Annotated in this window: 25 protein-coding genes; 8 read left to right on the forward strand and 17 right to left on the reverse strand. The window is 71.3% G+C overall.

Features of this window, described 5'->3' with window-relative positions; all coding sequences use genetic code 11:
- Positions 1-149 precede the first annotated feature (149 nt).
- The 6 genes from BM290_RS27765 to BM290_RS27790 all read right to left on the reverse strand — a co-directional run bounded on the left by BM290_RS27765 (position 150) and on the right by BM290_RS27790 (position 6,824).
- Positions 150-1,637: an NADH-quinone oxidoreductase subunit N gene (locus tag BM290_RS27765; protein WP_093618805.1), complete on the reverse strand. Its 1,488-nt coding sequence runs from the start codon at positions 1,635-1,637 to the stop codon at positions 150-152.
- Between the two features lie 103 nt (positions 1,638-1,740).
- The gene (locus tag BM290_RS27770) at positions 1,741-3,258 is read right to left on the reverse strand and encodes a complex I subunit 4 family protein (protein ID WP_093618940.1); all 1,518 of its coding nucleotides are present in this window, start codon (positions 3,256-3,258) and stop codon (positions 1,741-1,743) included.
- Complete coding sequence (locus BM290_RS27775) at positions 3,258-5,171, reverse strand: NADH-quinone oxidoreductase subunit 5 family protein (RefSeq protein WP_093618806.1); 1,914 nt, start codon at positions 5,169-5,171, stop codon at positions 3,258-3,260. Before BM290_RS27775 ends, BM290_RS27770 begins: the two co-directional genes overlap by 1 nt.
- Positions 5,168-5,551, reverse strand: a complete 384-nt coding sequence (locus BM290_RS27780; RefSeq protein ID WP_093618807.1) for an NADH-quinone oxidoreductase subunit NuoK — start codon at positions 5,549-5,551, stop codon at positions 5,168-5,170. The genes BM290_RS27775 and BM290_RS27780 overlap by 4 nt, the downstream gene beginning before the upstream one ends.
- Positions 5,551-6,087 carry an NADH-quinone oxidoreductase subunit J family protein gene (locus BM290_RS27785; RefSeq protein WP_093618808.1) on the reverse strand — a complete coding sequence of 179 codons (537 nt, stop codon included), beginning with the start codon at positions 6,085-6,087 and terminating at the stop codon, positions 5,551-5,553. The genes BM290_RS27780 and BM290_RS27785 overlap by 1 nt, the downstream gene beginning before the upstream one ends.
- Positions 6,084-6,824 (reverse strand): NuoI/complex I 23 kDa subunit family protein, encoded by a 741-nt coding sequence (locus tag BM290_RS27790; protein WP_093618809.1) that lies wholly within the window; start codon positions 6,822-6,824, stop codon positions 6,084-6,086. Before BM290_RS27790 ends, BM290_RS27785 begins: the two co-directional genes overlap by 4 nt.
- Before the next feature lie 113 nt (positions 6,825-6,937).
- Between BM290_RS27790 and BM290_RS27795 the strand changes: the two genes are divergently transcribed.
- The gene (locus BM290_RS27795; RefSeq protein WP_244903950.1) at positions 6,938-7,504 is read left to right on the forward strand and encodes a Uma2 family endonuclease; all 567 of its coding nucleotides are present in this window, start codon (positions 6,938-6,940) and stop codon (positions 7,502-7,504) included.
- Here BM290_RS27795 and nuoH read toward each other — a convergent pair.
- Entirely contained in the window at positions 7,501-8,448 is a 948-nt protein-coding gene (gene nuoH, locus BM290_RS27800) for an NADH-quinone oxidoreductase subunit NuoH (RefSeq protein WP_093618811.1), read from the reverse strand. The genes BM290_RS27795 and nuoH overlap by 4 nt on opposite strands.
- Positions 8,445-9,056, reverse strand: a complete 612-nt coding sequence (locus BM290_RS27805) for an NADH-quinone oxidoreductase subunit C (RefSeq protein WP_093618812.1) — start codon at positions 9,054-9,056, stop codon at positions 8,445-8,447. Before BM290_RS27805 ends, nuoH begins: the two co-directional genes overlap by 4 nt.
- 106 nt (positions 9,057-9,162) lie before the next feature.
- Here BM290_RS27805 and BM290_RS27810 point away from each other — a divergent pair, with 106 nt between their 5' ends.
- Entirely contained in the window at positions 9,163-9,651 is a 489-nt protein-coding gene (locus BM290_RS27810; RefSeq protein ID WP_307837946.1) for an RNA polymerase sigma factor, read from the forward strand.
- Positions 9,651-10,574 carry a hypothetical protein gene (locus BM290_RS27815; RefSeq protein ID WP_093618814.1) on the forward strand — a complete coding sequence of 308 codons (924 nt, stop codon included), beginning with the start codon at positions 9,651-9,653 and terminating at the stop codon, positions 10,572-10,574. Before BM290_RS27810 ends, BM290_RS27815 begins: the two co-directional genes overlap by 1 nt.
- A gap of 1 nt (position 10,575) precedes the next feature.
- On the opposite strand, the gene BM290_RS27820 is transcribed toward BM290_RS27815, so the two are convergent.
- A complete protein-coding gene (locus tag BM290_RS27820; RefSeq protein ID WP_093618941.1) occupies positions 10,576-11,865 on the reverse strand; it encodes a DUF2252 domain-containing protein in 1,290 nt (429 codons plus the stop codon).
- A 49-nt stretch (positions 11,866-11,914) separates the two neighbouring features.
- Between BM290_RS27820 and hemC the strand changes: the two genes are divergently transcribed.
- Positions 11,915-12,832 (forward strand): hydroxymethylbilane synthase, encoded by a 918-nt coding sequence (hemC, locus tag BM290_RS27825; RefSeq protein ID WP_093618815.1) that lies wholly within the window; start codon positions 11,915-11,917, stop codon positions 12,830-12,832.
- Positions 12,833-12,993: 161 nt separating this feature from the next.
- Here the strand turns inward: hemC and BM290_RS27830 are convergent, their stop codons facing one another.
- Genes BM290_RS27830 through BM290_RS27845 form a run of 4 tightly spaced genes read right to left on the reverse strand, consistent with a single transcriptional unit; the run spans position 12,994 to position 17,581 of the window.
- A complete protein-coding gene (locus BM290_RS27830) occupies positions 12,994-13,521 on the reverse strand; it encodes an NADH-quinone oxidoreductase subunit B (protein WP_093618816.1) in 528 nt (175 codons plus the stop codon).
- A gap of 4 nt (positions 13,522-13,525) precedes the next feature.
- Positions 13,526-14,671: a Fic family protein gene (locus tag BM290_RS27835; RefSeq protein ID WP_093618817.1), complete on the reverse strand. Its 1,146-nt coding sequence runs from the start codon at positions 14,669-14,671 to the stop codon at positions 13,526-13,528.
- A 24-nt stretch (positions 14,672-14,695) separates the two neighbouring features.
- On the reverse strand, positions 14,696-16,126 hold the full coding sequence (locus BM290_RS27840) for a pyridoxal phosphate-dependent decarboxylase family protein (protein ID WP_093618818.1): 1,431 nt from the start codon (positions 16,124-16,126) through the stop codon (positions 14,696-14,698).
- 9 nt (positions 16,127-16,135) lie between these two features.
- Positions 16,136-17,581, reverse strand: coding sequence for an MFS transporter (locus BM290_RS27845; protein ID WP_373871077.1), 1,446 nt, complete (start codon positions 17,579-17,581; stop codon positions 16,136-16,138).
- On the opposite strand from BM290_RS27845, the gene BM290_RS27850 reads away from it, so the two are divergent.
- Positions 17,580-18,971: a gamma-glutamyltransferase gene (locus tag BM290_RS27850; RefSeq protein ID WP_093618820.1), complete on the forward strand. Its 1,392-nt coding sequence runs from the start codon at positions 17,580-17,582 to the stop codon at positions 18,969-18,971. The genes BM290_RS27845 and BM290_RS27850 overlap by 2 nt on opposite strands.
- Positions 18,972-18,983: 12 nt before the next feature.
- Here BM290_RS27850 and BM290_RS27855 read toward each other — a convergent pair whose 3' ends face one another.
- Positions 18,984-19,907: an NAD-dependent epimerase/dehydratase family protein gene (locus BM290_RS27855; protein WP_373871076.1), complete on the reverse strand. Its 924-nt coding sequence runs from the start codon at positions 19,905-19,907 to the stop codon at positions 18,984-18,986.
- Between the two features lie 122 nt (positions 19,908-20,029).
- Between BM290_RS27855 and BM290_RS27860 the strand changes: the two genes are divergently transcribed.
- Entirely contained in the window at positions 20,030-20,713 is a 684-nt protein-coding gene (locus BM290_RS27860; RefSeq protein WP_093618943.1) for a TetR/AcrR family transcriptional regulator, read from the forward strand.
- Here BM290_RS27860 and BM290_RS27865 read toward each other — a convergent pair.
- Entirely contained in the window at positions 20,703-21,014 is a 312-nt protein-coding gene (locus BM290_RS27865) for an MGMT family protein (protein ID WP_093618821.1), read from the reverse strand. The genes BM290_RS27860 and BM290_RS27865 overlap by 11 nt on opposite strands.
- Before the next feature lie 62 nt (positions 21,015-21,076).
- Between BM290_RS27865 and proB the strand changes: the two genes are divergently transcribed.
- Both proB and BM290_RS27875 read left to right on the forward strand, forming a co-directional pair.
- Positions 21,077-22,189 (forward strand): glutamate 5-kinase, encoded by a 1,113-nt coding sequence (gene proB, locus BM290_RS27870; protein ID WP_177319931.1) that lies wholly within the window; start codon positions 21,077-21,079, stop codon positions 22,187-22,189.
- 36 nt (positions 22,190-22,225) lie between these two features.
- Positions 22,226-23,467, forward strand: a complete 1,242-nt coding sequence (locus BM290_RS27875) for a glutamate-5-semialdehyde dehydrogenase (RefSeq protein WP_093618823.1) — start codon at positions 22,226-22,228, stop codon at positions 23,465-23,467.
- A 6-nt stretch (positions 23,468-23,473) separates the two neighbouring features.
- On the opposite strand, the gene BM290_RS27880 is transcribed toward BM290_RS27875, so the two are convergent.
- Together BM290_RS27880 and BM290_RS27885 are read right to left on the reverse strand one after the other, a co-directional pair.
- Positions 23,474-24,232 (reverse strand): hypothetical protein, encoded by a 759-nt coding sequence (locus BM290_RS27880; protein ID WP_093618824.1) that lies wholly within the window; start codon positions 24,230-24,232, stop codon positions 23,474-23,476.
- Entirely contained in the window at positions 24,232-24,693 is a 462-nt protein-coding gene (locus BM290_RS27885) for a hypothetical protein (RefSeq protein WP_093618825.1), read from the reverse strand. The genes BM290_RS27880 and BM290_RS27885 overlap by 1 nt, the downstream gene beginning before the upstream one ends.
- Positions 24,694-24,702: the final 9 nt, after the last annotated feature.

Genomic DNA, 24,702 nt, shown 5'->3' on the forward strand with positions numbered 1-24,702 from the left:
GACGATCTGCTGCCCCGCGAACGCACGCCCGCCGACTACCTGCGCCTGGTCGACGACCCCCGAGCCGACCAGGAGACCTTGCGGGCTTGCGCCGTGCGTTGGCCGCCTCCGGGGCACGGGAGAGGTCAGGCCACCCGCTACCTGATCGGCTACGTCAGGGCGTTCAGGAGTAGCTGGGGGGCGAAGCCCAGGGCCAGGGCCGTCACGGCGGCAGCGGTGAGGGCGGCGGCGATCGGGGTGGCGACCCGGTGGCGGGGGTGGGTGGCGTCGTACATCAGGGCGGGGTCGGCCACGTGGATGCCGGGGTGTTCGGGGAGCGTGTAGAGGAGAGCGGACACCCGGACGTAGTAGGCCAGGGCGATCACCGCGTTGATCACCACTACGGCGGCCAGCCAGATCCAGCCCTCGGCCACCAGCGACTCGACGACCGTCACCTTGGCGAACAGGCCGGCCAGGCCCGGGGGGAGACCGGCCAGACCGGCCAGCGCCAGCACGAAAGCAGCCCCCAGCCACGGGTGGCGGCGGGCGGCGCCGCGGAAGTCCTCCAGGGTTCCGCCGTCGGCTTCGGCCTGTTCGGCTGTCGGGATCAGGGTCACCGGTGGGCGGAGGGCCACCACCACGCCGAAGGCGATCAGTTCGAGGACGACGAAGAACGCGGCGTAGGCGAGAGCGGCCGGGACACCGGCGGCGCCCATGGCCAGGGCGGCCAGGATGTAACCGGCCTGAGCGACCGAGGACCAGGCGAGCAGGCGGACCATGCGGGTCTGGCGGAGGGCCACCAGGTTGCCGACGGTCATGGTCAGCACGGCCAGCGCGGACATCACGGCGCCCGCGTCCAGGCGGGCCACGACGGCGGCCAGGGCCACCACGCCGCCCAGCTTGGAGGCGGTGGAGAGGTACGCGGCGATCGGCACCGGAGCGCCGTCGTAGGTGGTGGGCGCCCAGGCGTGCAGTGGCACGGCGGCGACCTTGAAGGCCAGGCCGATCACCAGCAGGGCCGCGCCGACTCCGGCGAGGGCGGCGTACGGGGTGGCGGCGGTGCCCAGGAGGGCCAGATGGACGGTTCCGGTGGCGGCGTAGTTGAGGGCGATGCCGAGCAGGGCGATCGCTGTCGAGATGACGCTGATCAGGAAGAACGTCACGGAGGCCTCGGCCGGGCGCGTCGTCGGGCGTTCGATGCGGGCGTAGCGGCGGAGGCCTACCAGGACGTACAGCGGGAGGGTCAGGGTCTCCAGGCCGACGATCAGGGTGAGCAGGTCACCGGCGTAGGCGACGGTGACGCCGCCGGTCATCGAACAGGCCAGCAGGAAGCAGTACTCGCCGGCCGGAGCGGCGCCGATGCGCAGCGTGGGCGCGGAGAAGGCCAGGACTCCGGCGGTCAGGGCGGCGAAGAGCGCAGCGGTCACGGCGGCCGGTCCGGTCGGCACCCAGGAGCAGCCGCCGGGGACACAGAACGTCGGGTCCCACCGGCCGACGGCCAGCGCGGTGACGGCGGTGGCGATCGCGCCGAGGACCGTCACGCCGAGGATCACCTGCCGTTTCCCGGTGAACAGGTCGGCGAGGAGAGCCAGGACGGCGGTGGCGGCGGCGATGTAGAGCGGCAGCAGGGCGATGTGGTCGACGGCCTGGCTTCTCATCGGCGGACTCCGGGCAGATCGACGGTGGAGGCGGCACGGGCTCCAAGAACAGCGCGGGCGGCGCGCGGTTCGAGAACAGCGCCGGCGGCAACGGCCCGGGCGGTCATGGCTGAATTCCCAGCAGGGTGGCCAGGGGCAGGGCGGTGTCGGAGAGGACCAGGGCGGGTGCGATGCCGACGGCCAGGGTCAGCAGGATCAGCGGGGACCAGGCCAGCCATTCGGTGGCGGTGATGGCGGGGCGGACGGACCGTACCTCGGGGGTGGCCGGGCCGTGCGTCACCCGGCGCAACAGGCGCAGGAAGTAGGCGGCGGTCAGCGCGCCCCCGACGGCGGCGACCGCGGCCAGCGTCGTCCAGAACGGGCCGCCCCGGTCGACGGCGGCGATCACCGCGAACGCCTCACCCCAGAAGCCGGCCAGGCCGGGGAGGCCGAGGGAGGCGATGGCGGCGAAACCGAGGAGCGCCGCCAGTCGCGGGGCGGTCTCGCGGAGGCCGCTGAGCTGGTTGAGCGAGCCGGTGCCGGCCCGGTCCTTGATCGTTCCGGCGAGGAAGAACAGCAGACCGGTGATCAGGCCGTGGGCGACGTTGCCGAGCAGGGCGGCCTGGATGCCGGCGACCGACAGGGTGGCGATGCCGAGGAGCACGAAACCCATGTGGCCGACGCTGGAGTAGGCGATCAGGCGTTTCAGCTCGGTCTGGCGCAGGCAGATCAGGGCGCCCGCGATGATCGCGACCACGGCCAGGACGCCGAGCACCGGGGACGCCCACGCGGCGCCGTCGGGGGCGACGCTCAGGCCGACGCGGATCAGGCCGTACGTGCCCATCTTCAGCAGCACCCCGGCCAGGATCACCGAGCCGACCGTCGGGGCCTCGGTGTGCGCGTCGGGCAGCCAGGTGTGCAGGGGCCAGAGCGGCGCCTTCACCGCGAACGCGACGGCCAGCAGGGCGAACGCCGTGTACTGGGTGGTGCGGTCGAGGGGCGGGGAGGCGGCGAGCAGGACCAGGTCGCCGGTGCCCGCCTTCGTGACGACGAGGAGGACACCGAGCAGCAGCAGAACCGAGCCGGCCAGGGTGTAGAGCACGAACTTGCGGGCCGCGGCACGGCGGTTCGGGCCGCCCCAGCCGGCGATCACCGCGTACATCGGGAGGAGCACGACCTCGAAGAACAGGAAGAACAGGATCAGGTCCAGGGCGAGGAAGGTGCCGAGGACGCCGACCTCCAGGACCAGCAGCAGCGCGGCGAGGCCCTTCGCCGGCGTGTACGCGCAGCAGAGCAGCGTGAGCAGCCCGGTGAGCACGATCAGCGGGTAGGACACCCCGTCGACGCCGAGGTGGAACTCCAGCCCGAGCGCCGGCACCCACGGCAGGTCCAGATCGATCCAGGGCGGCACCGGCGCGCTGTCCAGCGGTGTGTAGGCGAACCACCCGAAGTCGGCCGGCCGGATCAGGGCCGGCAGCACCGACAGCACGAAGGTGACCGCGGCGAAGGAGACGGCGACGAGCCGGGATCGGGTGGCCGGGAGCAGCGCGACCAGGAGGGCGCCCACGGCGGGCACCAGGAGGAGGGCGATGAGCAGCAGCTGCTGGGCGGACCAGGTGGGCTCTGTGTAGTCGTGGTACATCAGGCTCCCCACCAGGCGATCGCGCCGAGCAACAGGGCCGCGGCGCAGACGGCGACCGCGGCGGCCGGCAGTGGCAGCCGGTGTGCCTCCTTGAGCGCGTCTCCGGCGCGGGACGTGCCGGTTCCGGCGCCCATGACGGCCGCGTCGACGATCCGGGTGTCGCCGGTGGTGGCCCAGCGGGCGAGCGCCTCGGCCGGGCGGACCACGAGCCGGTGCTGGACGTCGTCGAGGCGGAAACCGGCGGCCAGGAACGGCCGGGCCCGGCCGAGCGCGTCCGCCGGGTCGGTGCCGGGAACCGCCCGCCACAGCCACCACGCGGTGCCGGCGCCGGTGGCGAGCAGCAGCATCGGCAGGGCGACGGCCACGCCCAGGTGCGGGTCGTCGAGTTCGAGGGCGGTCCGGAAGCCGGGGGCGAAGGCGGCCAGGCCGAGCAGGGCGGCCGGGATCGCGAGCAGGATCAGCGGCCAGCGCATCGGGGCCGGCGGGTCGTGCGGGGTGTCCGGGGCCTGGTAGCGGGCGTCGTCGAAGCCGACCTCCCACGCGGGGCCGGCCGGACCGTGGGCGCGGGACGGGCCGAAGAACGCGCGCAGCAACAGCCGCGTCGCATACCAGGCGGTGACACCGACCGACAGCAGCGCGGCCAGCCAGACCAGCCAGGCGGACCAGGCCGGGGCGGTCTCCCCGCCCTCGGTGGCGTGGGCGGCCGCGGTGAGCACGTTCTCCTTCGACCAGAAACCGGAGAGCGGCGGCAGGCCGGCGAGCGCGCCGAGCCCGATCGCGAACGACCAGAACGTCACTGGCATGTACGGCCGCAGCCCGCCCATCCGGGACAGCAGGTTCGTGCCGACCGCGTGGATCACCGCGCCCGCCGCGAGGAACAGCAGCGCCTTGAACGCGGCGTGGGTGAGCAGGTGGAACAGGGCGGCGGCGGGTGAACCGACGGCCAGGGCGCCGGTCATGTAGCCGATCTGCGAGACCGTCGACCAGGCCAGGACACGTTTCAGGTCGTCCTGGGCGGTGGCCGAGAGCGCGCCGATCAGGATGGTGATCGCGGCCATCACGGCGAGGGTCGCCAGCGCGGCCGGGGACCGCGTGTAGAGCGGGTAGAGCCGGAACACCACGTAGACGCCGGCCGCGACCATGGTGGCGGCGTGGATCAGCGCGGAGATCGGGGTGGGGCCGGCCATCGCGTCCGGCAGCCAGGTGTGCAGCGGGAACTGGGCGCTCTTGCCGGCCACCCCGGCCAGGATCAGCAGCAGCGCCGCGGTCAGTGTGCCGGCCGAGTAGTCGTGGGTGAGCACCTCGGGCAGGTGGGTGCTGCGCGCGTCGGCGACCAGGACGGCGATGCCGAGCAGGAAGCCGATGTCACCGGTCCGGGTGACCAGGAACGCCTTCACGGCGGCGGCGGGCGCTTCCGGCAGCCGGCGGTCGTGGCCGATCAGCAGGTAGGAGCAGGCGCCCATCACCTCCCAGCCGATCAGCATCAGGATCAGGTCGCTGCTGGTGACGACCAGGAGCATCGCGCCGGTGAAGAGGCTGACCTGGGCGGCGTACGGCGCGTAGCGGGGATCGTCGTGCAGGTAGGTGATCGAGTAGACCTGCACGCACAGGGCGACCGCCGTGACGGCCAGCGCCACGTAGGCGGCCGCCGCGTCGACGTAGGTGCTGAACCGCACCTCCAGGTCGCCGATCACGGCCAGCGAGAGGCCGGTGTCCCACCCGTCGGAGGGCTGCGCCGGCTCCAGGACCAGGCGGAACGCGAGCACCAGGGCGACCGCGGCGCCGGCCGTGCCGATTCCGGCGGCGAGACGGCGGCGGGTCCGGTCACCGTCGCCCGGGGGCAGGGTCAGACCGATCAGACCCACCAGCAGGGGTACGAGCGGAAGCAGCGGCCCGGCGATGTCGACGCTCACCCGGCCACCCGCTCCTCACCGGCGTCCAGCCGCACGTCGTCGACCACGACCGCCTTCCGCATCCGGTAGTACTGCAGGATGATCGCCAGGCCGACGCCCACCTCGGCCGCGGCCAGCACGATCACGAACAGCGCCAGCACACCGCCCGTGCCGGTGTCGGCGGCCGGGACCCCCGACCCGGGCCGGGCCCACGACTCGATCACCACGCCGGTCAGCCCCGGGCGCAGCGACACGTCCGCGGTGATCAGGATCAGGTTGACCGCGTTGAGCATCAACTCGACGGCCATCAGGACCAGGATCGCGTTGCGCCGCCGCAGGACGCCGTAGACGCCCAGGCCGAACAGCAGCGCGCCGACCACATACGGGATCACGACGTGCATCAGGCACCCCGCTCGTGCTCGGTGGCGGTCGCCGCGGCCCGGGCACCGATGTCGGGGCGGGACAGCACGATCGCGCCGACCAGGGCGGACAGCAGCAGGATCGAGAGCACCTCGAACGGCAGCACCCAGCCGCCGAAGATCTGCTCACCGACCCGCTCGGCGGTGCCCGGCTCCGGCATGGCGTAGAACGTCCAGCGGAAGGCGTCGGCGAACAGGGCGGCCAGGCCCAGCCCGGCGCCGCCGCCGATCAGGACCGCGGGCAGCGCCGGGCGGTCCAGGTCGGTGGACGGGCCGATCGGGGCGCGGGTCAGCATCACGGCGAACAGCAGCAGCACCACCACCGCGCCGACGTAGACCAGGATCTGCACCCAGGCGACCAGCTCGGCGCCGAGAACCAGGTAGAGGCCGGCCATCGCGCCCAGGCTGACGACCAGGTAGAGGCCGGAGCGGACCAGGTGGGCGCTGGTGACGACCAGGACGCCCGCGCCGACGGCGACGGCGCCGAGCGCGAGCAGCAGCACGTCGGCGACGGTCACTGGTCCGCCTCCGGTCCGGGCTTCGGCGTCTGGGCTCCGGGGACCTCCGGCTGCGGCGCTTCGGGCCGCGGGACCTGTGGCCCGGGTTCGCCGGCCGAGGGTCGTGGTTCGGCCGGGCGGACCGGCGCGGGCGGGGCGGCCGGGGGTGCGGTGGTGCGAGGTGTGGCGCGTACCGCTGCGGGTCTTGCGGTCTTTGCGGCGGTGGCCGCGCCCGGACCGGCTGCCTTGCGCGCCGCGGTGGCCTCCTCCTTGGAAGGCTCGCCGAGCACGTCGTGCGCGGGCGGCGGAGGCACGGTACGCATCCACTCGCCCAGGCGGGTCTTGTCGTGCAGCAGGGAGAGCACGTCGGTCTCCGCATACTCGAACTCGGGCGTCCAGTGCAGCGCGTCGAACGGGCAGACCTCGATGCAGATCCCGCAATACATGCAGAGGGAGAAGTCGATGTCGAACCGGTCCAGCACGTTGCGCTGCCGCGCCCGCGCCGCACCCGGGACGACGACCTCCTCCTTGTGCGAGTCGATGTAGATGCACCAGTCGGGGCACTCACGGGCGCAGAGCATGCAGACCGTGCAGTTCTCCTCGGACAGCGCGATCACGCCGCGCGAGCGTGGCGGCAGGTCGGGCTGCACATCCGGATACTGCTGGGTGGTGGATCGCCGCGTCAGGGTCTTCAGCGTTACGGCGAGCCCGTCGAGCAGGCCCTTGCCGGGCACGTTGCGCTCACCGTTCTCACTCACAAGGGACCATCCTGCCCCGTTGGGTGATCCCGCGCGACCTCGGGTGGGGCGGATCTTCCGGTAGAGTGGCTAGTCGTGAGACATGCCCCCCTCACTCGGAGGCCCGGATGACCATGGCGATCAGCGATCTCTCTCACGCGTCCGGCTGGACCACTGATGATCTTGACCAGATTCCCGAAGACGGCGTACGCCGCGAGTTGCTCGATGGAGTGCTCCTCGTGTCCCCTTCCCCCACGGACATCCACCAGATCATCGCCATGCGCCTCGGCGTCGCGCTGGAGGAGACCTGTCCGGACCATCTGCAGGTGACGCAGGCTGTGGAGATCCGGATGAGCTCGACCCGGTCGTTCATCCCGGACGTGCTGGTCGCGACCGACGAAGCCGCCCGGCGCGGTGGGCGTTACTACACGCCGGGCGAGGTCGTGCTGGCCGTCGAGATCGTCTCGCCCTCGTCGGTGAGCATGGACCGGATCACCAAACCCGCCCTCTACGCGCAAGCGGGGATCCGGCACTACTGGCGGGTCGAGATCAAGAACGGGATCGAGGTCCACGCCGGCGTCCTCGATCAGGAGGCCGGGCTCTATCGGCCGGTCGGTGTGTTCGACGCGCGGATCAACGTCACCGAGCCGTGGGCCATCGACATCCCGATCAAGAAGCTGACACCCCGCCACATGTCCTAGAGCAGCGACTTCACGGCCACCGTCAAGACCAGCTGGGCCAGCGAGACCGGGACCAGGATCAGCCAGCAGAGACGTTGCAGCTGGTCCTCGCGCATCCGGGGGTAGGTGACGCGCAGCCAGATGATCACGAAGGACAGCGCGCCGATCTTCAGGAACGTCCACAGCCAGCCGAGCTGGTCCTCCCACGGGCCGTGCCAGCCGCCGAGGAACAGCACCGTGGTCAGCGCCGCGATCACCACGATCCCGACGTACTCCGCCAGCAGGAAGAACGCGAAACGCAAGCCCGTGTACTCGGTCATGTAGCCGAAGACCAGCTCGGAGTCGGCGATCGGCATGTCGAACGGCGGGCGGCGGATCTCGGCCAGGCCCGCGATGAAGAAGACCAGCGCCGCGGGGGCCTGCCAGATCAGCCACCACGGCTGCCACGCCTCGACGATGCCGGGCAGGCTCAGCGTGCCAGCCGCCATCGCGACGCTCGCCGCGGCCAGGACCAGCGGCAGCTCGTAACCGAGCAGCTGGGCGGCGCCACGGACGCCGCCGAGCAGGCTGTACTTGTTGGCCGACGCCCAGGCCGACATCAGCACCGCGACCACGCCGATGCCGAGCACGGCCAGCACCAGGAACAGACCGATGTCCAGGCTCTGCGCCACCAGGCCGGGACCGATCGGGATGGTCAGGACCACGATGAGGTACGGGAAGAGGGCCACGATCGGCGCCAGCCGGAACACCGTCCGGTCGGCGTCCCGTGGGGTGATGTCCTCCTTCTGGACGAACTTCACCCCGTCGGCGATCAGCTGTGCCCAGCCGTGGAAGGCGCCCGCATACATCGGCCCGACCCGGCCCTGCATGTGCGCCATCACCTTGTGCTCGGCCTGCCCCACGAGCAGCGGCAGCACAAGGAAACCGGCCATCACGGCGACGACCCGGACGAGGAGCTCGATCATGGCTTCTCCTCCTTGGCCGGGCCCCACTCGCCGGGGGCGGGGACACCGGGCGGGCGCATCGGGGCTCGTTTGGCCGTACCGCCTTCGGACTCTCCCGGCTCCTTGGCGCCCGGCCAGGGTTTCGCCACCCGGGCCGCCAGCACGAACTCCTTGCGCAGCGGATGCCCCTCGAACTCCGGCGGCAGCAGCAGCGGCCGCAGGTCGGGATGGCGGGCGAAGGTGATCCCGAACATCTCGAACGTCTCCCGCTCGTGCCAGGCGGCGCCCGGGTAGAGGTCCACCAGCGACTCCACCTCGGGGTCCTCGCGCGACACCCGGGTGCGCAGCAGCAGCGCGTGCTTGCGGCGGGTCGACCAGAGGTGCGCCACCACCGAGAAGCCGCCGTCCAGCTCGTCCACCGCGGAGAGCCAGTCGAAGAAGTCGCAGCCCAGCGCCCCGGCGTCACGGGCCGCCTCGGCCGCGAACCACCAGCGGGCGGCCGGCACGTCGACCACCGCGCGGGCGTGGCCGGGACCACCGCCGGACACCTCGGAGGTGACCGTGCCCTTCTCCGGATCGTCGGTCGCCAGCAGATGGACCAGGCGTTCACCGACCTCTTCGGGCGTCATGCAGGCCATCCTATGATCCGGGACCGCCGTGCAACCCTCCCCCGGGTACGGGCGTGTAGTCACCGTGACAGCCATCGCCGGTCGAGGAACGGAGCCGCGGACCGCAGTGCCTTCCTTCGACGACGTGTACGCCGCGCACTACGCCGACCTGACCGTGCAGCTCTACGCGTACTTCGGGGATCGGCAGGACGCCCACGACGTGGTGCAGGAGGCGTTCTACCGCGCGCTCGTCCGGTGGAGCTCCGTGTCCCGGTACGACGATCCGGTCGCGTGGATCCGCCGGGTGGCCTGGAACCTCGCGGTCAGCAGGTGGCGGCGGGCCCGTACCGCGCTGAGCTTCCTGGGCCGGCAGCCCCGGGTCGAACCGCAGTCGGCCGGGCCCGGCCCGGAGCGGGTCGCCCTGGTCGCCGCGCTCGGAACCCTGCCGGACACCCAGCGCCGGGCGATGGTGCTGCACTACATGGCCGACATGCCGGTGGCCGAGATCGCCGATCGGGAAGGCGTCGCCGTCGGCACCGTGAAGTCCTGGCTGCACCGGGGACGGGCCGCGCTCGCCGCCCGGCTCGACGTGACCGACCACTCCGGAGGCGAGTGATGCCCGACCCGATCGAACAGCTCTTCGCCGGCCTGCGCGCCGAGACGCTGCCCACGGTCCGCCCGCCGGGGACCGAGCCGCTGCGGCGGGCCGTCCGCCGCCGACGGGCCGTCACCTCGGCGGCCGCCGCCGTCACCGTGCTGACGCTGGCCGCCCTGATCGCCGTGATCCGCCCAGACAGCGGCCGGCCGGTCGCGACGCCGCCCACCTACTCGGGCGCGGTGCTCACCGAACGGATCACCAGCCTGCTCAAGCTCGACGATCCACAGCGTGCCGGGCTCAGCCAGATCCTCCTGGACACCGGTTCCGGCATGCCGGAGTCACGGCGCCCGGTGCTCGGCGGTACGTACGAGATCCGGATGGTCTGCTTCGGCTCGGGCACCCTGGAGGTCATGCTCGGAACAGCGGTGCGGCCGATCCTGTGCCCCGCCGACGGCGCGTCCTGGACCGCGGCGACGGTGGTGCCGGAACCCGGTGGGCCGCTGACGGTGCGGCCCATACCACGGGACGGCGGTCCCGGACCGGCCGGCTTCGGGTATGTCGCCGACCTGACCCAGGCGGACAAGACCCGATGGCAGGAGGCGGCGACGGAAGCCCTCGGACCGACGCGGGACGAGGCCGTGGCCAGTGGCTCGTTCTTCGCCTCGGACGGGGGCGAGGGGTACGACCACAGAACCGTCGGTGCGGGCCGGTACCGGGTCCGGGCGATCTGTCTCGGGTTCGGCACGGCACGGATCTTCGCCGGGCTCGGCAACGGCGAGCAGTCCCCGGAGAAGCAGACCACCGTGCAGTGCTCCCCCGACACGCCCCGGACGGCGTCACTGATCATCTCGGCGTCGACCGAGGGCGTGGGCTACTACGTCGAGCCGAGCTCCGACGCCGACCACCGGGCCGCCGTGGCCACCGTCCTCGAACGGCTCTGAGTCACAAGCCCGGGAGGCGGCCGTTGCGGAAGACGTCGACGAAGTCCTGGTGGTCCTCGCGGGCCTGGTCGCCGTACTTGTGCGCGAAATCGACGAGGTGCCGCACGAAACCGGACTCGTCCTTGTCGACGACCGCGACGATCGCCTCCTCGGTGGAGAAGTCGACCAGGTCGTGGCTGGACTCGTCGTCGGCGACCGAGTGCATCCGGGCCACGGCACGACCGAGGTCGGCGATCACACCGGACAGCTCCTCCGGCTCGTTCACGTCGGACCAGTCAAGATCTGCGGCGTACGGGGAGACCTCCGCCACCAACTGCCCCACCCCGTTCAGCTCGGTGAAGCCCAGCCACGGGTCGGCGTGCGCCTGCAGGGCACGCTGCGATTCGGCCGTACGGTGGCCCTGGTGTTTGAAGTAGCCCCTGACCCGCTCGTCGTCGATCCAGCGGGCCACGGCCGGGACCTGCGCCTGCTTCATGTAGATGACGACGTCGTTCTCCAGGGCCTCGGTGTGCCCCTCCAGCAGCAGGTTGTACGACGGCAGGCCGGCCGACCCGATGCCGACGCCCTTACGCAGCTTGATGTCCTTGATGTGCAGCGACACCGGACGGGAGTTCGCCGGCAGCGTGTCGAGGTAACTGTCGAACGCCTCCCGTACCGCCGCATGGGTCTCCGCGTCCACGTCGTAGACGCCGTCGCCGACCGAGAACCGGCGCTCGTAGTCGTCGATCGTGGTCTGCTCGCTGAGCAGGTCGACCCGGGTGTTCAGCCGGGCCTCCTGCAACACCCGGCGCAGCACACCCGTCGCGTTCTCCAGGGTGATCGAGCCGATCGCGTCGTCACCACCATGTGCGATCGCTCGCAACTCGGTCAGATAGGACGTGGCGAACTCGGTCACCAGCGCCGTGATGTTGTCGTCGGAGAGCGCCTTCGAATACCCGATCAGCGCGACACTCGCCGAGAACCGCTTCAGATCCCAGCTGTACGGGCCGACATACGCCTCGTCGAAGTCATTGACGTTGAAGACCAGGCGACCCGACGAGTTCATGTACGTCCCGAAGTTCTCCGCGTGCAGGTCACCGTGGATCCACACCCGGCTCGTCCGCTCGTCGAGGAAACTGTCGTCCCGGAAGTCGCCGGTCAGGTCGGCGTAGAAAAGCGAAGCGCTGCCCCGGTAGAAAGCGAACGGCGAGGCCGCCATCTTCCGGAACTTGCGACGGAACGCGGCCGGGTCGAGCGCCATCAGCTCGCCGAACTCGCGGGACAGTACGTCGATGATGAAGTCGGCCCTCATGTCGGCCACGTTACTCAGCCCGAAGGGGCCAACGGTTACCCTTTCCGCTATGTCCGCTTCACGCCTGCTGCGTATCGGCACCCGCTCCTCCCCCATGGCACTCGCCCAGGTCGAGCGTGTCCGGCGGATGCTCGCCGACCGGCGGCCCGAGATCACCGTCGAGGTCGTGCCCCTCACCACCAGCGGCGACCGGTGGCAGGGTTCGCTGTCCGAGCTGGGCGGCAAAGGCGCGTTCACCAAAGAGGTCGACCAGGCCCTCCTCGACGGACGGGCCGACCTGGCCGTGCACTGCGTCAAGGACGTGCCCGGCGACCGGCCCGCCCCCGCCGGCACCGTGTTCGCCGCCTACCTGGCCCGCGACGACGTGCGCGACTGCCTCGTCGACCCGGCCGGGCGCCGCGTCGACGACCTGCCCGCCGGCACCCGGGTCGGCACCTCCGCGGTGCGGCGCATCGCCCAGCTCGCCCTGCACTGGCCACACCTCACACCCGTGCCGATCCGCGGCAACGCCAACTCCCGGCTCGCCCGGCTCGACGCCGGGGAGTATGACGTGCTGCTCCTCGCCGTCTCCGGCCTCCACCGGATCGGGATGCCGGAACGCATCACACAGGCCATCGACGTCGACACCTTCGTGCCGGCCGTCGGCAGCGGGACCCTGGTGCTGCAGTGCCGTCAGGACGATGATGCGGCGCTGGAGGTCGCGGCGGCCCTCGCCGACCGTCGGACCGGCCTGGAGACCGAGGCGGAGCGCACCATGCTGCACATCCTGCAGGGCAGTTGCAGCTCACCGATCGGCGGTCACGCCCGCACCGAACCGGACGGCCGGATCAGCCTGCGGGCCCGGGTGATCAGTTTGGACGGCAAGACCGTGCTGGACGCCCACGAGTGGGCCACGGATCCGGTCGTGCTGGGCACGTCGGTCGCCGCTTCACTGCTCCGCCAGGGCGCCCGGGAGATCCTCGGCTGACACCCTGCCGCCCGGTCACGGTCAGCGCAATGTGTGCGCCGGGCGACGCCTCGGCACACGCCATCGTTGCGTCATTTTCGGCGGCATCGTTGACCAGCTGATCGCGGGCGGCTCGTTACTTCGCCGGCGGCATCGTTGACCAGCTGATCGCGGGCGGCTCGTTACTTCGCCGGCGGCTTCACCAGCGGGGCGGTCAGGGCCAGTGGGTCGGGGCGGTGCACGCCACCCGGGCCGGACTGCTCGGCGGCGATCTTCTCCTGCAGGCGCAGGATGCCGTGCAACAGCGCCTCCGGCCGCGGCGGGCAACCCGGCACGTAGACGTCCACCGGGATGATCTGGTCGACGCCCTTCGTGACCGAATACGAATCCCAGTAGGGCCCACCACAGTTCGAGCAGGACCCGAACGAGATCACATACTTCGGCTCGGGCATCTGGTCGTAGAGCCGCTTGATCGCCGGCGCCATCTTGTCGGTGACCGTCCCGGACACGACCATGAGATCGGCCTGCCGTGGCCCGTGCGCGAACGGGATGACCCCGAGCCGCATGAAGTCATGCCGGGCCATGCTGGACGCGATGAACTCGATGGCACAGCACGCCAGCCCGAAATTGAACACCCAGAGGGAGTAGCGGCGTCCCCAGTTCAGCACGAAGCGGATGGGTTCCCCGAGCACTCCTGGCAGACCGGCCATCCGGTCAACCTAACGCATCCGGGTACGGCCGGCTCAGCGTCATCGGCGTGCGAGCCGTCTCGAGCACTCGCGCTGGGAAACTCGCCCCCTCGACGTAGTAGCGGGCACGGGTGCGGCCGACCGGTTCCAGCAGCCCGGCGGCAGCAAGAGTTTTCAGGTCGCGTTGCGCCTGTTGGAGGGTCAGGCTCTCGGCCTGCTCGTAGTGGGCCCGTCGGAGCCGCCGATGCACCGCGACATCGTGCAGCGCGGAGACCATCCGCTCCTCCAGGCCTTCGCGGGCGGCGAACGGCAGAAGCGACTCCCACACCGCTGTCGAGCGACTGATACGGTTCTGCACCGTCTGCGCCTGCTGGTGGTAGGCGGTGAGATTGAATCGGATCCAGCTCGAGACGTCCTGGTCGGGGTGGTATCCGGTGCCCCTCCTCTGCAGCTCCTGGTAGTAGGTCCAGGTATTCCGGGAACGTCCCAGCCAGGCCTCGATCGATGAGAACTCCGGAGCCAGAACCCCCTCACGAGCGATCATCAACGTTTGGAGCGATCGCGACATCCGGCCGTTGCCGTCGGGCCATGGATGGATCGAGACAAGATGCAGGTGGGCCATCGCTGCCCGGACCAATGGATGATCGGTGTAGTCGGCATTGAGCCAATCGATCAGATCGGCCATCAACTCCGGGACTGCGGCAGCGTCAGGGGCCGTATAGACGGCGACCGCCGGGTCTGCCGGGTCGGTGACGTAGACCGAGCCTCGCCGCCATTGACCGGCCACCTTGCCAAGAGTGTGCCGGTGGCCCTGCAGCATCCAGTGCAAAGCGTTCAGCAGGCCTTTGCTGTACTCGAAGTCGTCGGCGTCGTGCAGCGTCTGTATGTAGGTCATCATCCGTTGATAGGCGAGCGTCTCCTCCCTGTTCTCGTCGGAGACGTCGACGTCTTTCTCGCCCTCCATCAGGTCCTGAACATCGATCGTGGAGACCCGGAACCCCTCGATGGTGTTCGAAGCGGCCACGGCGTCGGCCGTCAGGAATTTCCGCATCCCCCGCACCCACGTGGAGGGGTTGCCCTGCACCTGGCGCCGCAGCTTCTGCCGCATCTCTTCGACCTGGCCGAGAACATCGAGGTCGGTGGTGGTCAGCTCGGGCGTCAGAAAGAGCATGCGATCAACCCTCCTACGCAACGATTACGTCATCACGTCGCCGTGAGTGGGACGTTGGAGGAGGCTCAGGAAGCCGGTCAACAGGGCCTCTCGCAGAGCCGGCGGCGCAGCGTTCAGGATCGTGTTGACCGTGGCCATCTGCGTGAAGTCGCCAGCGCCCAGGCCGAGCCCCTCGGCCAGGGAAGCGATCAGCTCCGGGGTCACCGCCTCCGCGGTCAGCGGTGGCAGCGGTGGGAGCTGGACCGGGCCGCGGGCACGAGCGGCATCAACCGCCGCGGCCAAGCCGGGGGCGAACGACTCGACGGTCGCATGGACGGCGGCGGTCACCGTCAGATGGATGCTCGGCGGGTGGCCGGCGTGCGCCATCTGGGGCTGCGTGTGCCAGCCCCGGGCTGCCAGCTCGTCGGCCAGGACGAAGAGGTCGACGCCGTCGGATGCCAGGCAGACGACGCTGGTCTCAGCCGGGGCATACAGCCGCACCCCGTCGGTGGCCTCGACTGCGGCGGCCAGGACTCTCACCGACTCGCGGGTTTTCCCGGCCAGGGCCAGATAGCCGGCGTCGCCGATCGAGCGCAACGTGGCGTAGGCGGCCGCGATCGGGCCGCCCGAGCGGGTGGACGAGATGACCGGGTTGATCATCGTGTAGCCGGGCCAGTCGGCGTGCGCGAAATACTGCGGGCGGCGCAGCTCCTCGGAGGCGTGCAGGAGGATCGAGACACCCTTCGGCGCATACGCGTATTTGTGCAGGTCAACCGAGATGCTGGTGACGCCGGGCACGGCGAGGTCGAAGTGTGGCAGGTCGGCCCCGAGGCGGCGCAGGTAAGGCAGGATCCAGCCGCCGAAGCAGGCGTCGACGTGGAAGCGGATGCCGTGCTCGGCGGCTGTCGCGGCGATCTCCGGGATCGGGTCGACGACCCCGTGGGCATAGCTCGGGGCGGACGCCGCGATGAGGACCGTGTCGGGAGTGATCGCCGCGGCCATCGCCCGGGGGTCGGCCCGCAGATCCTGCACCGGCACCACGTCGAGCCCGACCCGGAGGTAGTGGGCCGCCTTGGCGAACGCCGCGTGGGCGCTGGACGGAATGACCAGCCGGGGCGAGCGGATGCGGGGATGGGCGTCGCGAGCCGCTTTCACCGCCAGGATCAGGGACTCGGTGCCGCCGCTGGTGACGCTGCCGACCGTCGCCGGGCCACCGCCGAGAAGCCGTGCGGCCGCGGCGACCAGAGCATTCTCCATCGCCAGAAGCGACGGAAAGGCGGTCGGGTCGAGCCCGTTGACATGCGCGGACGTGGCGTGGGCGGCGCGGGCCAGATCGTCCAGGCCGTCGAGAGCGGGATCGTAGACGTAGGCGAACAGGCGCCCGCCGTGGGTCGGCAGGTCACCGGCTCGCAACTCCCGCAGCTCGGCGAGGATCTGCTCACCCGGGACGCCCTTCTCCGGCAGCGCATCAGTCATGCGAAGACGCTATCCCCTCTCCGGCGACCCACCCTCGCTTGTCCACAGCGCCGACTTGTCCACAGGCCCCGCCCCGGCTTCGACGCCATCGTCGTAACGTCGCAGCAGCAACACGGCGGCACCCACCAGCAGAGCCGGCAGGACCGTGAAACCGAGCAGCACACCGAGACGTGCCGACTCGCTCTGAGCAGCCGATTCGCCGGTTGCCGAGGAGACGTAGCCGAAGATCTGGAGGACTGATGCGTAGATGCCGGGCCCGAGCGCCAGGCCGAGGGTCTCCCCCGCGGTCCAGAGGCCGGTGAAGACGCCGGCCTGTCGGCGGCCGGTGCGGGCGGTGTCGTGGGCGATGCAGTCCGGCAGCATCGACATGGCGAAGACCTGCTGGCCGGCGTATCCGGCGCCGACCACGGCGACGATGAGGTAGACGGCCACCACGGGCAGGCCGGGCGCGGCGACCAGCGCGAGCGCGGCGACGGCGAAGAGCAGGGAGGCGGCGACCAGGGAGCGGCGTTTGCCGTGCCGGCGGCCGATCGCGGTCCACAGCGGCATCACCAGCAGGGCCGGGCCGACGAACGCGGCGAACAGGACCGTCGCTCCGGACTCCTGGACGAGGACGTGATCGGCGAAGTACTTGACGCCGGCCAGCATGGTGCCGATGCCGGCGGCCTGGACGACCCAGCAGATCAGCAGGGCGCGGAAGGGGGCGTTGCCGGTGGCCACGCGCAGTTGGGCCCGGAGGTTCGGCTCGGATTCGCCGGCTTGGCGGGAGGGTGCTTTACGCGTACCGAGGAAGGTGGCGAGCGTGCCCACGACGATCAGTGCGCCGACGAAGGCGCCGGACCACCGGTGTCCCTCGCGGCCGCCGCCGGTGAGTTCGACGACGAGCGGGGCCAGAGCGCCGGAGACGAGGATCGCGAGAGCCAGGACCGCGACGCGCCAGGTCATCAGCCGGGTGCGCTCGGTGTAGCCGTCGGTGAGTTCGGCGGGCATCGCGACGTAGGGGACCTGGAAGAAGGCGAACGCGGTGGCGGCGGCGAGGAAGGCCACCGCGACGTACGCGCCGGAGGCGGCGCCGCTCGGGAAGGGGGCGATGAAGATCGCGGCGAAGAGCAGGCCGAGCAGCAGTCCGGCGATCAGCAGGAACGGTCGCCGGGAGCCGCTGCGGTCGGAGATCCGGCCGGCGACCGGGTTGACGACCACATCCCACGCCTTCGGTAGGAGAACCAGTAATCCGGACACGCCGGCGGCAACACCCAGGGTGTCGGTCAGATAAGGCAGAAGAAGCAAACCGGGCACCGTGCCGAAGGCGCCCGTGACCAACGAGCCAAGCGCATATCCAGCCAAAACACCACGGGGCAGGACACCCGTCGGGGTTACCACGGGAGGGGGACCGGCGGTCGTCATCGAAGCGCATCGTAACCATGATCGGCCTGCTCCGCCTACGCTCGGCCGCATGAAAAGCGTTGCGGCCGGCGTCGCCGCGAGTCATCCGGCGACCGCCCGCGCCGGGCTGCGCATCCTCGAGTCCGGCGGTACGGCAGCCGACGCGGCGGTGGCCGCCGTGCTGGCCTGTTGTGTCGCCGAGACGGTCTACACGGGGCTGGGCGGGGGCGGGTTCGCCACCTTCTACGACGCGCGTACCCGTGAGGTGACCTGTCTCGACTTCTTCGTCGCGGTGCCGGGGCTGGACCGTGATCGGGATGCGTCGGCCATGGTGGCGGTGGACGTGTTCTTCGGCGGGCTGGCGCAGACCTACTCGATCGGCGGGGCCAGCGTGGCGGTGCCGGGGGTTCCGGCCGGGCTCGGGGAGGTGCACCGGCGATGGGGACGGCTGCCATGGCCGGAGGTGGTGGCGCCGGCGGCCGGGCTGGCGCGGACCGGGGTGCTGCTGCCCGACGCGCACGCGCGGACGCTGGAGTCGTGTGCGCCGGCGCTCGCCTACGGCGAGGGGGCCGCCCTCTACCAGCCGGGCGGGCGGCTGTTGCAGGGCGACGAGCTGCTGTATCACCCGGGGCTGGCGACGACGATGGAGGTGCTGGCCGGCGAGGGGCCGGAGGTCTTCTACACCGGGGCGTACGGGAAGTTGCTCGTCGACACGGTACGAGCGGCCGGCGGGGCGATCGGTCCGGCGGACCTGGCGGCGTATCGGGTCGAGTCGGTGCCGGTGGATCAGGCGCCGCTCGCCGGGTATCGGGTACACGCGCGCCATGATCTGAACCGGACAGTCGACACGATCGGGGCGCTTCCCGCCGATCTGTCCCGGCCCGCTCGTGCGCCGGGGGTGGCGTCAGCTCTGGTGAACCGGGGGCTGCAGCGGCTCGGGGACACCACGAACGTCTCGGTGGTGGACGAGGCCGGCAATGCCTGCGTGATCACCACGACGCTCGGGCTGGGCGCCGGGGTGTGGCTGCCGGGGCTGGGCATCAACCTGAACTCGATGCTCGGCGAGGGCGAGCTGCTCACCGACGATCTGGTGCCCGGGGAGCGGATGTCGTCCTACATGTGCCCGCTCGTGGTGACCGGGCCGGCCGGAGAGCTGGCGGTGGCGGCGGGCTCGGCGGGGGCCTCCCGGATTCGCACGGCTCTCGTCGACACGCTGCTCGGGGTGCTGGTCGACGGGCTGAGCGTGCCGGAGGCGATCGCCCGGCCCCGGTTTCACGCGGTGGAGGACACCGTGCATGTGGAGGCCGGCTATCCGGCCGCCGAGCTGGCCGCGTTGTCCGGCGCGGGCTGGCAGATCGTGGAGTGGCCGGAGATCAACCATTACTTCGGTGGCGTCACCGCCGTGGGCCGGACCGGCGCGGCCGGCGACCCACGGCGCGGCGGCGTGGGACTACTGCTCTGACGAGGGACCGCGTCACATGGTTCGGGCGGCGGTGGCTGCGGCGGAGGCGGCGGTTTCGCGCAACGGGACCTCGAGCGGGGTGGCGGTCAGGCCGAAGGTGCGTTCGGTGAGGGACGAGTCGAGGATGAAGGGCGCGTAGAACTGGTAATCCATTTCGGCCATCTCGCGGGCCATGGGGACGACGAGGCCGGCCGTGCGCATCACGAAGCGGGGCATGCTGCGGACCTTCAGCTCCGGCTGGCCGGTCAGCGCACAGTATCGGGCGGCCAGCTCGCGGATGGAGATCGCGGCCGGTGACGGGACGTGCCAGGCGCGGCCCCACGCGCGCTCGTCGCGGGCCAGCTCGACCAGCGTGCGGGCCATGTCGCCGGTGTAGGTGAAGGTGTGCGGGGCGTCGACGTCGGCGGGGCCCCAGGCGGTGCGGCCCTTGGCCATGGCCGGCAGCAGCACGCTGGAGAAGACGCCGACGGCGCCGGCGCCCAGGTAGTCGGAGGCGCGGGCCTCGATCGTGCGGACGCCGCTGTCCAGGGCGTCCTGCCACATCCGGTTGCGGATGCGGCCCTTGCGTCCGGTCGCGGCGAGCGGGGTGCTCTCGGTCATCAGGCCGCCGGGCTGGGGGCCGTAGCCGTACAGGTTGCCGGTGATGGCGTAGACCGCCCCGGCCGACTTGGCGGCGGCGATCATCGCGTTGTTCATCGGGAACCACTTCTCGGCCCACTCGGTGTATTTCGGGTTGGCGCAGTTGTAGACGACCTCGGCGCCCTGGGCCAGTTCGGTGAGGCGGCGGGCGTCCGACGCGTCGGCGGCGGTCCGCTCGATCAGCTGATGGCGGGGGCCGCCGCCGCTGCGCGTGACGATGCGGACCCGCTCGCCCCGCTCGGCGAGCAGGCTGGCGACGGTGGAGCCGATGGGGCCGGAACCGATGACGAGGTGCATGATGATCTCCTTGCTCGCTTTTGTGAGCACCGCTCTCTTACGAGAACAACGATCGCACACGATCCGGCAAAGATGCAAGAGCAGTGCTCTCGTTGTGGCACACTGAACCGATGAGCGAGAAGGTGACGGCCACAAACCTGCGGGCCCGCGTACGAGCCGAGATGACCGACGAGATCAAGGCGGTGGCGCGGCGGCACCTGGCCACCGACGGGGCGAACCTGTCGTTACGGGCGGTCGCCCGCGACCTCGGCATGGCGTCGTCCGCGGTCTACCGGTACTTCGCGAGCCGCGACGAGCTGCTCACGGCACTGATCATCGACGCGTACGGCGCGGTCGGCGACGCCGCCGAGCAGGCCGCCGCGGAGAAGGCGAAACCGCTGGAGAAGTGGCTGGCGATCGGTCACGCGGCACGGGACTGGGCGCTGGCGAACCCGCACGAGTGGGCGCTGATCTACGGCAGCCCGGTCCCCGGGTACTCCGCGCCGCGGGACACCGTGGAGCCGGCGACCCGGGTCATGCTCCTGCTCGGCGCGACGCTGGCCGAGGCGCACCGGGCCGACGAGGTCGCCGCGCGCGAGCCGCTGACCGGCCGCTTCGCCGAGGAGCTGGCCACTGTCGCGAGCGCGTATCTCCCGGATCTCGGCGCCCGGGTCATCGCCGACACGATCGCTGCGTTCTTCCAGATCTGCGGCGCCATCAGTTTCGAGCTGTTCGGCCAGCTCAACAACACGATCGAGGAGGACCGGAGGGGCTTCTTCGACTATCAGTTGCGGGCGGCGGCGAGCCTGGCCGGGCTCATCGCGTAGGGGGCATCCACCCCGCCGTCGCCATCAGCACCCGGTCCCCGCGCATCGGCACACCCTCGGCCAGGAGCAGCGCCTTCGCCCGCGCCTCGTGGCCGGGTGGGAGCCGGCCGCCGCCGCTGCACACCCGGTGCCAGGGGACGCCGCCGCCGTGCAACGCCATGATCCGGCCCACCTGCCGGGGCGAGTTACGGCCGGACCGGTCGGCCAGCGCGTCGGCGACGGCGCCGTACGACATCACCCGCCCCGCCGGGATGCTCTCCACCAGCGCCAGGACCTCTTCGACGTACTCCTGCGGTGTCACAACCCGCCACGATATGGGATCTGGCAACGGTCGGCGCCGCCCGGCCGAGCACAATGGGCCTGGTGCGGGAAGTGGTGACCGGTGCGCGCCGGATCGTGGTCAAGGTGGGCTCGTCCTCGCTGACCACGGCGACGGGCGGCATCGACGAGCAACGGGTCGACGCCCTGGTCGACGTGCTGGGTTCGCTGGCGACCGGCGGGCGTGAGGTGGTGCTGGTGTCCAGCGGCGCGATCGCCGCCGGGCTGGCCCCGCTGCAGTTGCGTCGCCGGCCACGCGACCTGGCCACCCAGCAGGCCGCCGCGTCGGTCGGCCAGGGCCTGCTGATCGCGCGCTACACGGCCGGCTTCGCGCGCCACGGCCTCACGGTCGGGCAGGTGCTGCTCACCGTGGACGACGTGACCCGCCGGGCGCACTACCGGAACGCGTATCGCACGCTGCGCAAACTGCTCGACCTGGGCGCGCTGCCGATCGTCAACGAGAACGACACGGTCGCCACCGAGGAGATCCGGTTCGGCGACAACGATCGGCTCGCCGCGCTCGTCGCCGCGCTGGCCGACGCCGATCTGCTGGTGCTGCTCTCCGATGTGGACGCGCTCTACACCGGCAATCCGGCCGACCCGGGGTCCCGGCGGATCCCGCTGGTCCGCGACGACACCGATCTCGCGGGGATCGCGATCGGCACGGCCGGCAAGTCCGGTGTCGGCACCGGCGGCATGGTGACCAAGGTCGAGGCGGCCCGGATCGCGACCGGCTTCGGCATCCCGGTGGTGCTCACGGCGGCTCCGCTGGCCGGGCCGGCGCTCTCCGGCGAGGAGGTGGGCACCCTCTTCGAGGCGGCCGACCATCGGCCGGCCGCGCGGCTGTTCTGGCTGGCCCACGCCACCGCGCCACGCGGGCGGCTGCATCTGGACGAGGGCGCGGTCGCGGCGGTCGTCGCCCGGCGCAAATCACTGCTGCCGGCCGGCATCACCGCTGTCGACGGTTCGTTCGCCGCCGGCGATCCGGTGGATCTGGTCGCTGCCGGATCCGGTACGCCCGTAGCGCGCGGCCTGGTCAACTATGACGCGGTCGAGCTGCCGGCGCTTCTCGGACGGTCCACCGGAGAGTTGGCCGCGGCACTCGGGCCGGGATATGAACGAGAGGTCGTCCACCGCGACGACCTGGTGCTGCTTTAGTCGTACCCCCGAAAAGGTCTTGGGAAGGTTTTTGGCATGAGTGTGCTGGAGCAGGCCGCGGCCGCGCGGATCGCGTCTTTCGACCTGGCCGCGGCCACCCGTGCCGAGAAGGACGCGGCGCTGCTGCTGATGGCCGACCGTCTGGTCGAGCGGACCGACGACATCGTGCACGCCAACGGGGTCGATGTCGCGAACGCCCGGGCGAACGGCACGTCCGAGGCGATGATCGACCGGCTGCTGCTGACCCCGGAGCGGGTCGCCGCGATGGCCGACGGTCTGCGGCAGCTGGCCGCCCTGCCGGACCCGATCGGTGACGTGGTGCGTGGCTCGACCCTGGCCAACGGGCTGGAGTTGCGGCAGGTCCGGGTGCCGTTCGGCGTGGTCGGCATGATCTACGAGGGCCGGCCGAACGTGACGGCCGACGCGGCGGGCATCTGTCTCAAGTCGGGCAACGCGGCGCTGCTGCGCGGCTCCGGCTCGGCCTTCTCGTCGAACGCGGCGATCGTCTCGGTGCTGCGCAAGGCGGTCATCGACGCGGGTCTGCCGGCCAATACGATCCAGCTGCTCGACGCGACCACCCGTGACTCGGTAAAGGAGCTGATGCGCGCCCGCGGCCTGGTCGACGTGCTGATCCCGCGCGGTGGCGCCTCGCTGATCAAGACGGTGGTCGAGCAGTCGACGGTTCCGGTGATCGAGACCGGTGTCGGCAACTGTCACGTCTACGTGGACGCGGCCGCCGACCTGGAGAAGGCGCTGGCCATCACGATCAACTCGAAGGCGCAGCGGCCGTCGGTGTGCAACGCGGCCGAGTCGCTGCTGGTGCACGCCGAGATCGCCGACACGTTCCTGCCGCTGGTGCTGCCGGCCCTGGCCGACGCCGGGGTCACCGTGCACGGCGACGCCCGGGTGGCCGGCTACAGCGACGACGTGGTCCTGGCCACCGAGGAGGACTGGGGCACCGAGTTCCTGTCGCTGGACATCACGGTCGCCGTCGTCGACGGTCTCGACGACGCGCTCGACCACATCCGGCGGTACGGCACGGGCCACACCGAGGCGATCGTGAGCGAGTCGGCCGGCGCGATCCGCCGGTTCGTGGCAGGAGTGGACGCGGCAGCGGTGATGGTCAACGCGTCGACCCGGTTCACCGACGGCGGCGAGTTCGGTTTCGGGGCGGAGATCGGCATCAGCACGCAGAAACTGCACGCCCGCGGTCCGATGGGCCTGCCCGAGCTGACCTCGACGAAGTACATCGTCACCGGCAACGGTCACGTCCGCTGAGCCGTTTCACCGCTCGACGGTGAAGTCCGTGGTGCGGGTCGTCGTCTGCCCGGAACTCGCGGTTACCCGCACCGACAGGGTGTAGGTGCCCTTCCCCGTCGGGAAGTTGGTCACGGCGAACGGGACGGACCAGTTCGTGGTTCCGGAGGCGGTGAAGTATCGCTCGGAGCCGGCGTTGAAGTTGTTGCCGTTCCAGAACTTCGTGCCGGACTGCAGGGAGTACTCGACCTTGGTGATGCTCTGTCCGCTCGCCGGGGTGCTGGTGCCGCAGAACCCGGGACTCGGGCAGCCGCCGGCCCAGGCGCTGGTGGTGTAGGTGGCCTTGTCGACCGGGAAGGTCGTGGTGACGGCGGCGGTGGTCGCGACGGCGGCGGGCACCCGTGCGCTGAGGGCGCCGGACCAGCTGTTGCGGACGGCTCGGACGGCGTACTCCCAGGTCCCGTCGGGCACGCCGGTCTCGGTGCAGGTCGTGGCGGTGAGCACGCCGGAGCATCCGGCCCCGACGACAGCTGTGGTGCTGGTCCCGGCGGCATAGCGGACCACCCGGTAACCGGTGGCGTGCGCGGCGGCCGGCCAGGCGATCGTGACCTTCGCTGCGGCCACCTGGATGCCGACCTCGCCGACGACCGGCATCCGGCCGGCGGCGACCGGGACGGTTCCGCGGCCGGCGGCGGTCCAACCGGCCCGGGCGATGCCGGGCGAGCACACGAGGACACCGACGGCCAGTCCGGCGGCGGCGACCGCCTGCACGGTTCGGATCGTCATCAGCCGGCCTTCCGGGCGGTGGCGTTGAGCCGGAGCGTGAACGTGGCGCCCTGGCAGGCGTCGGCGACGCTTTTCGCCGGCATCCAGACCGGCAGGTAGCCGAGCCGTGCCTGCTTGCCGGCGGCGATCCGGGCGGGCAGCGCGGGGGCGCCGGCGTAGCGGCCGATCGTCAGGTTCGCGTAGGTGGCCTTGCAGCCGGGACGCGAGGTGGCGACGAGATGACCGGAGACGGCGGTGATCGAGACCGGGAACCGGTACGGGTTCTTCACCACGACCGTCAACTGCCCCTTGTTGCCGGGGTAGAGACCGGTCACCGCGCTGCCGGAGACGCCGAGGCCGCCCGGAGCGCCCTGGGCCGCCAGCGTGACGTCGACGGCCAGCGCGTCGTCGGCCGGGTAGGCGATCACGGCGCCGGTGACCAGCAGGGCCACGGACAGCACCATCGACAGTGGTTTGAGCACGGCCTCTCC

This window comes from Actinoplanes philippinensis (genome assembly GCF_900113015.1).
Classification (GTDB): domain Bacteria; phylum Actinomycetota; class Actinomycetes; order Mycobacteriales; family Micromonosporaceae; genus Actinoplanes; species Actinoplanes philippinensis.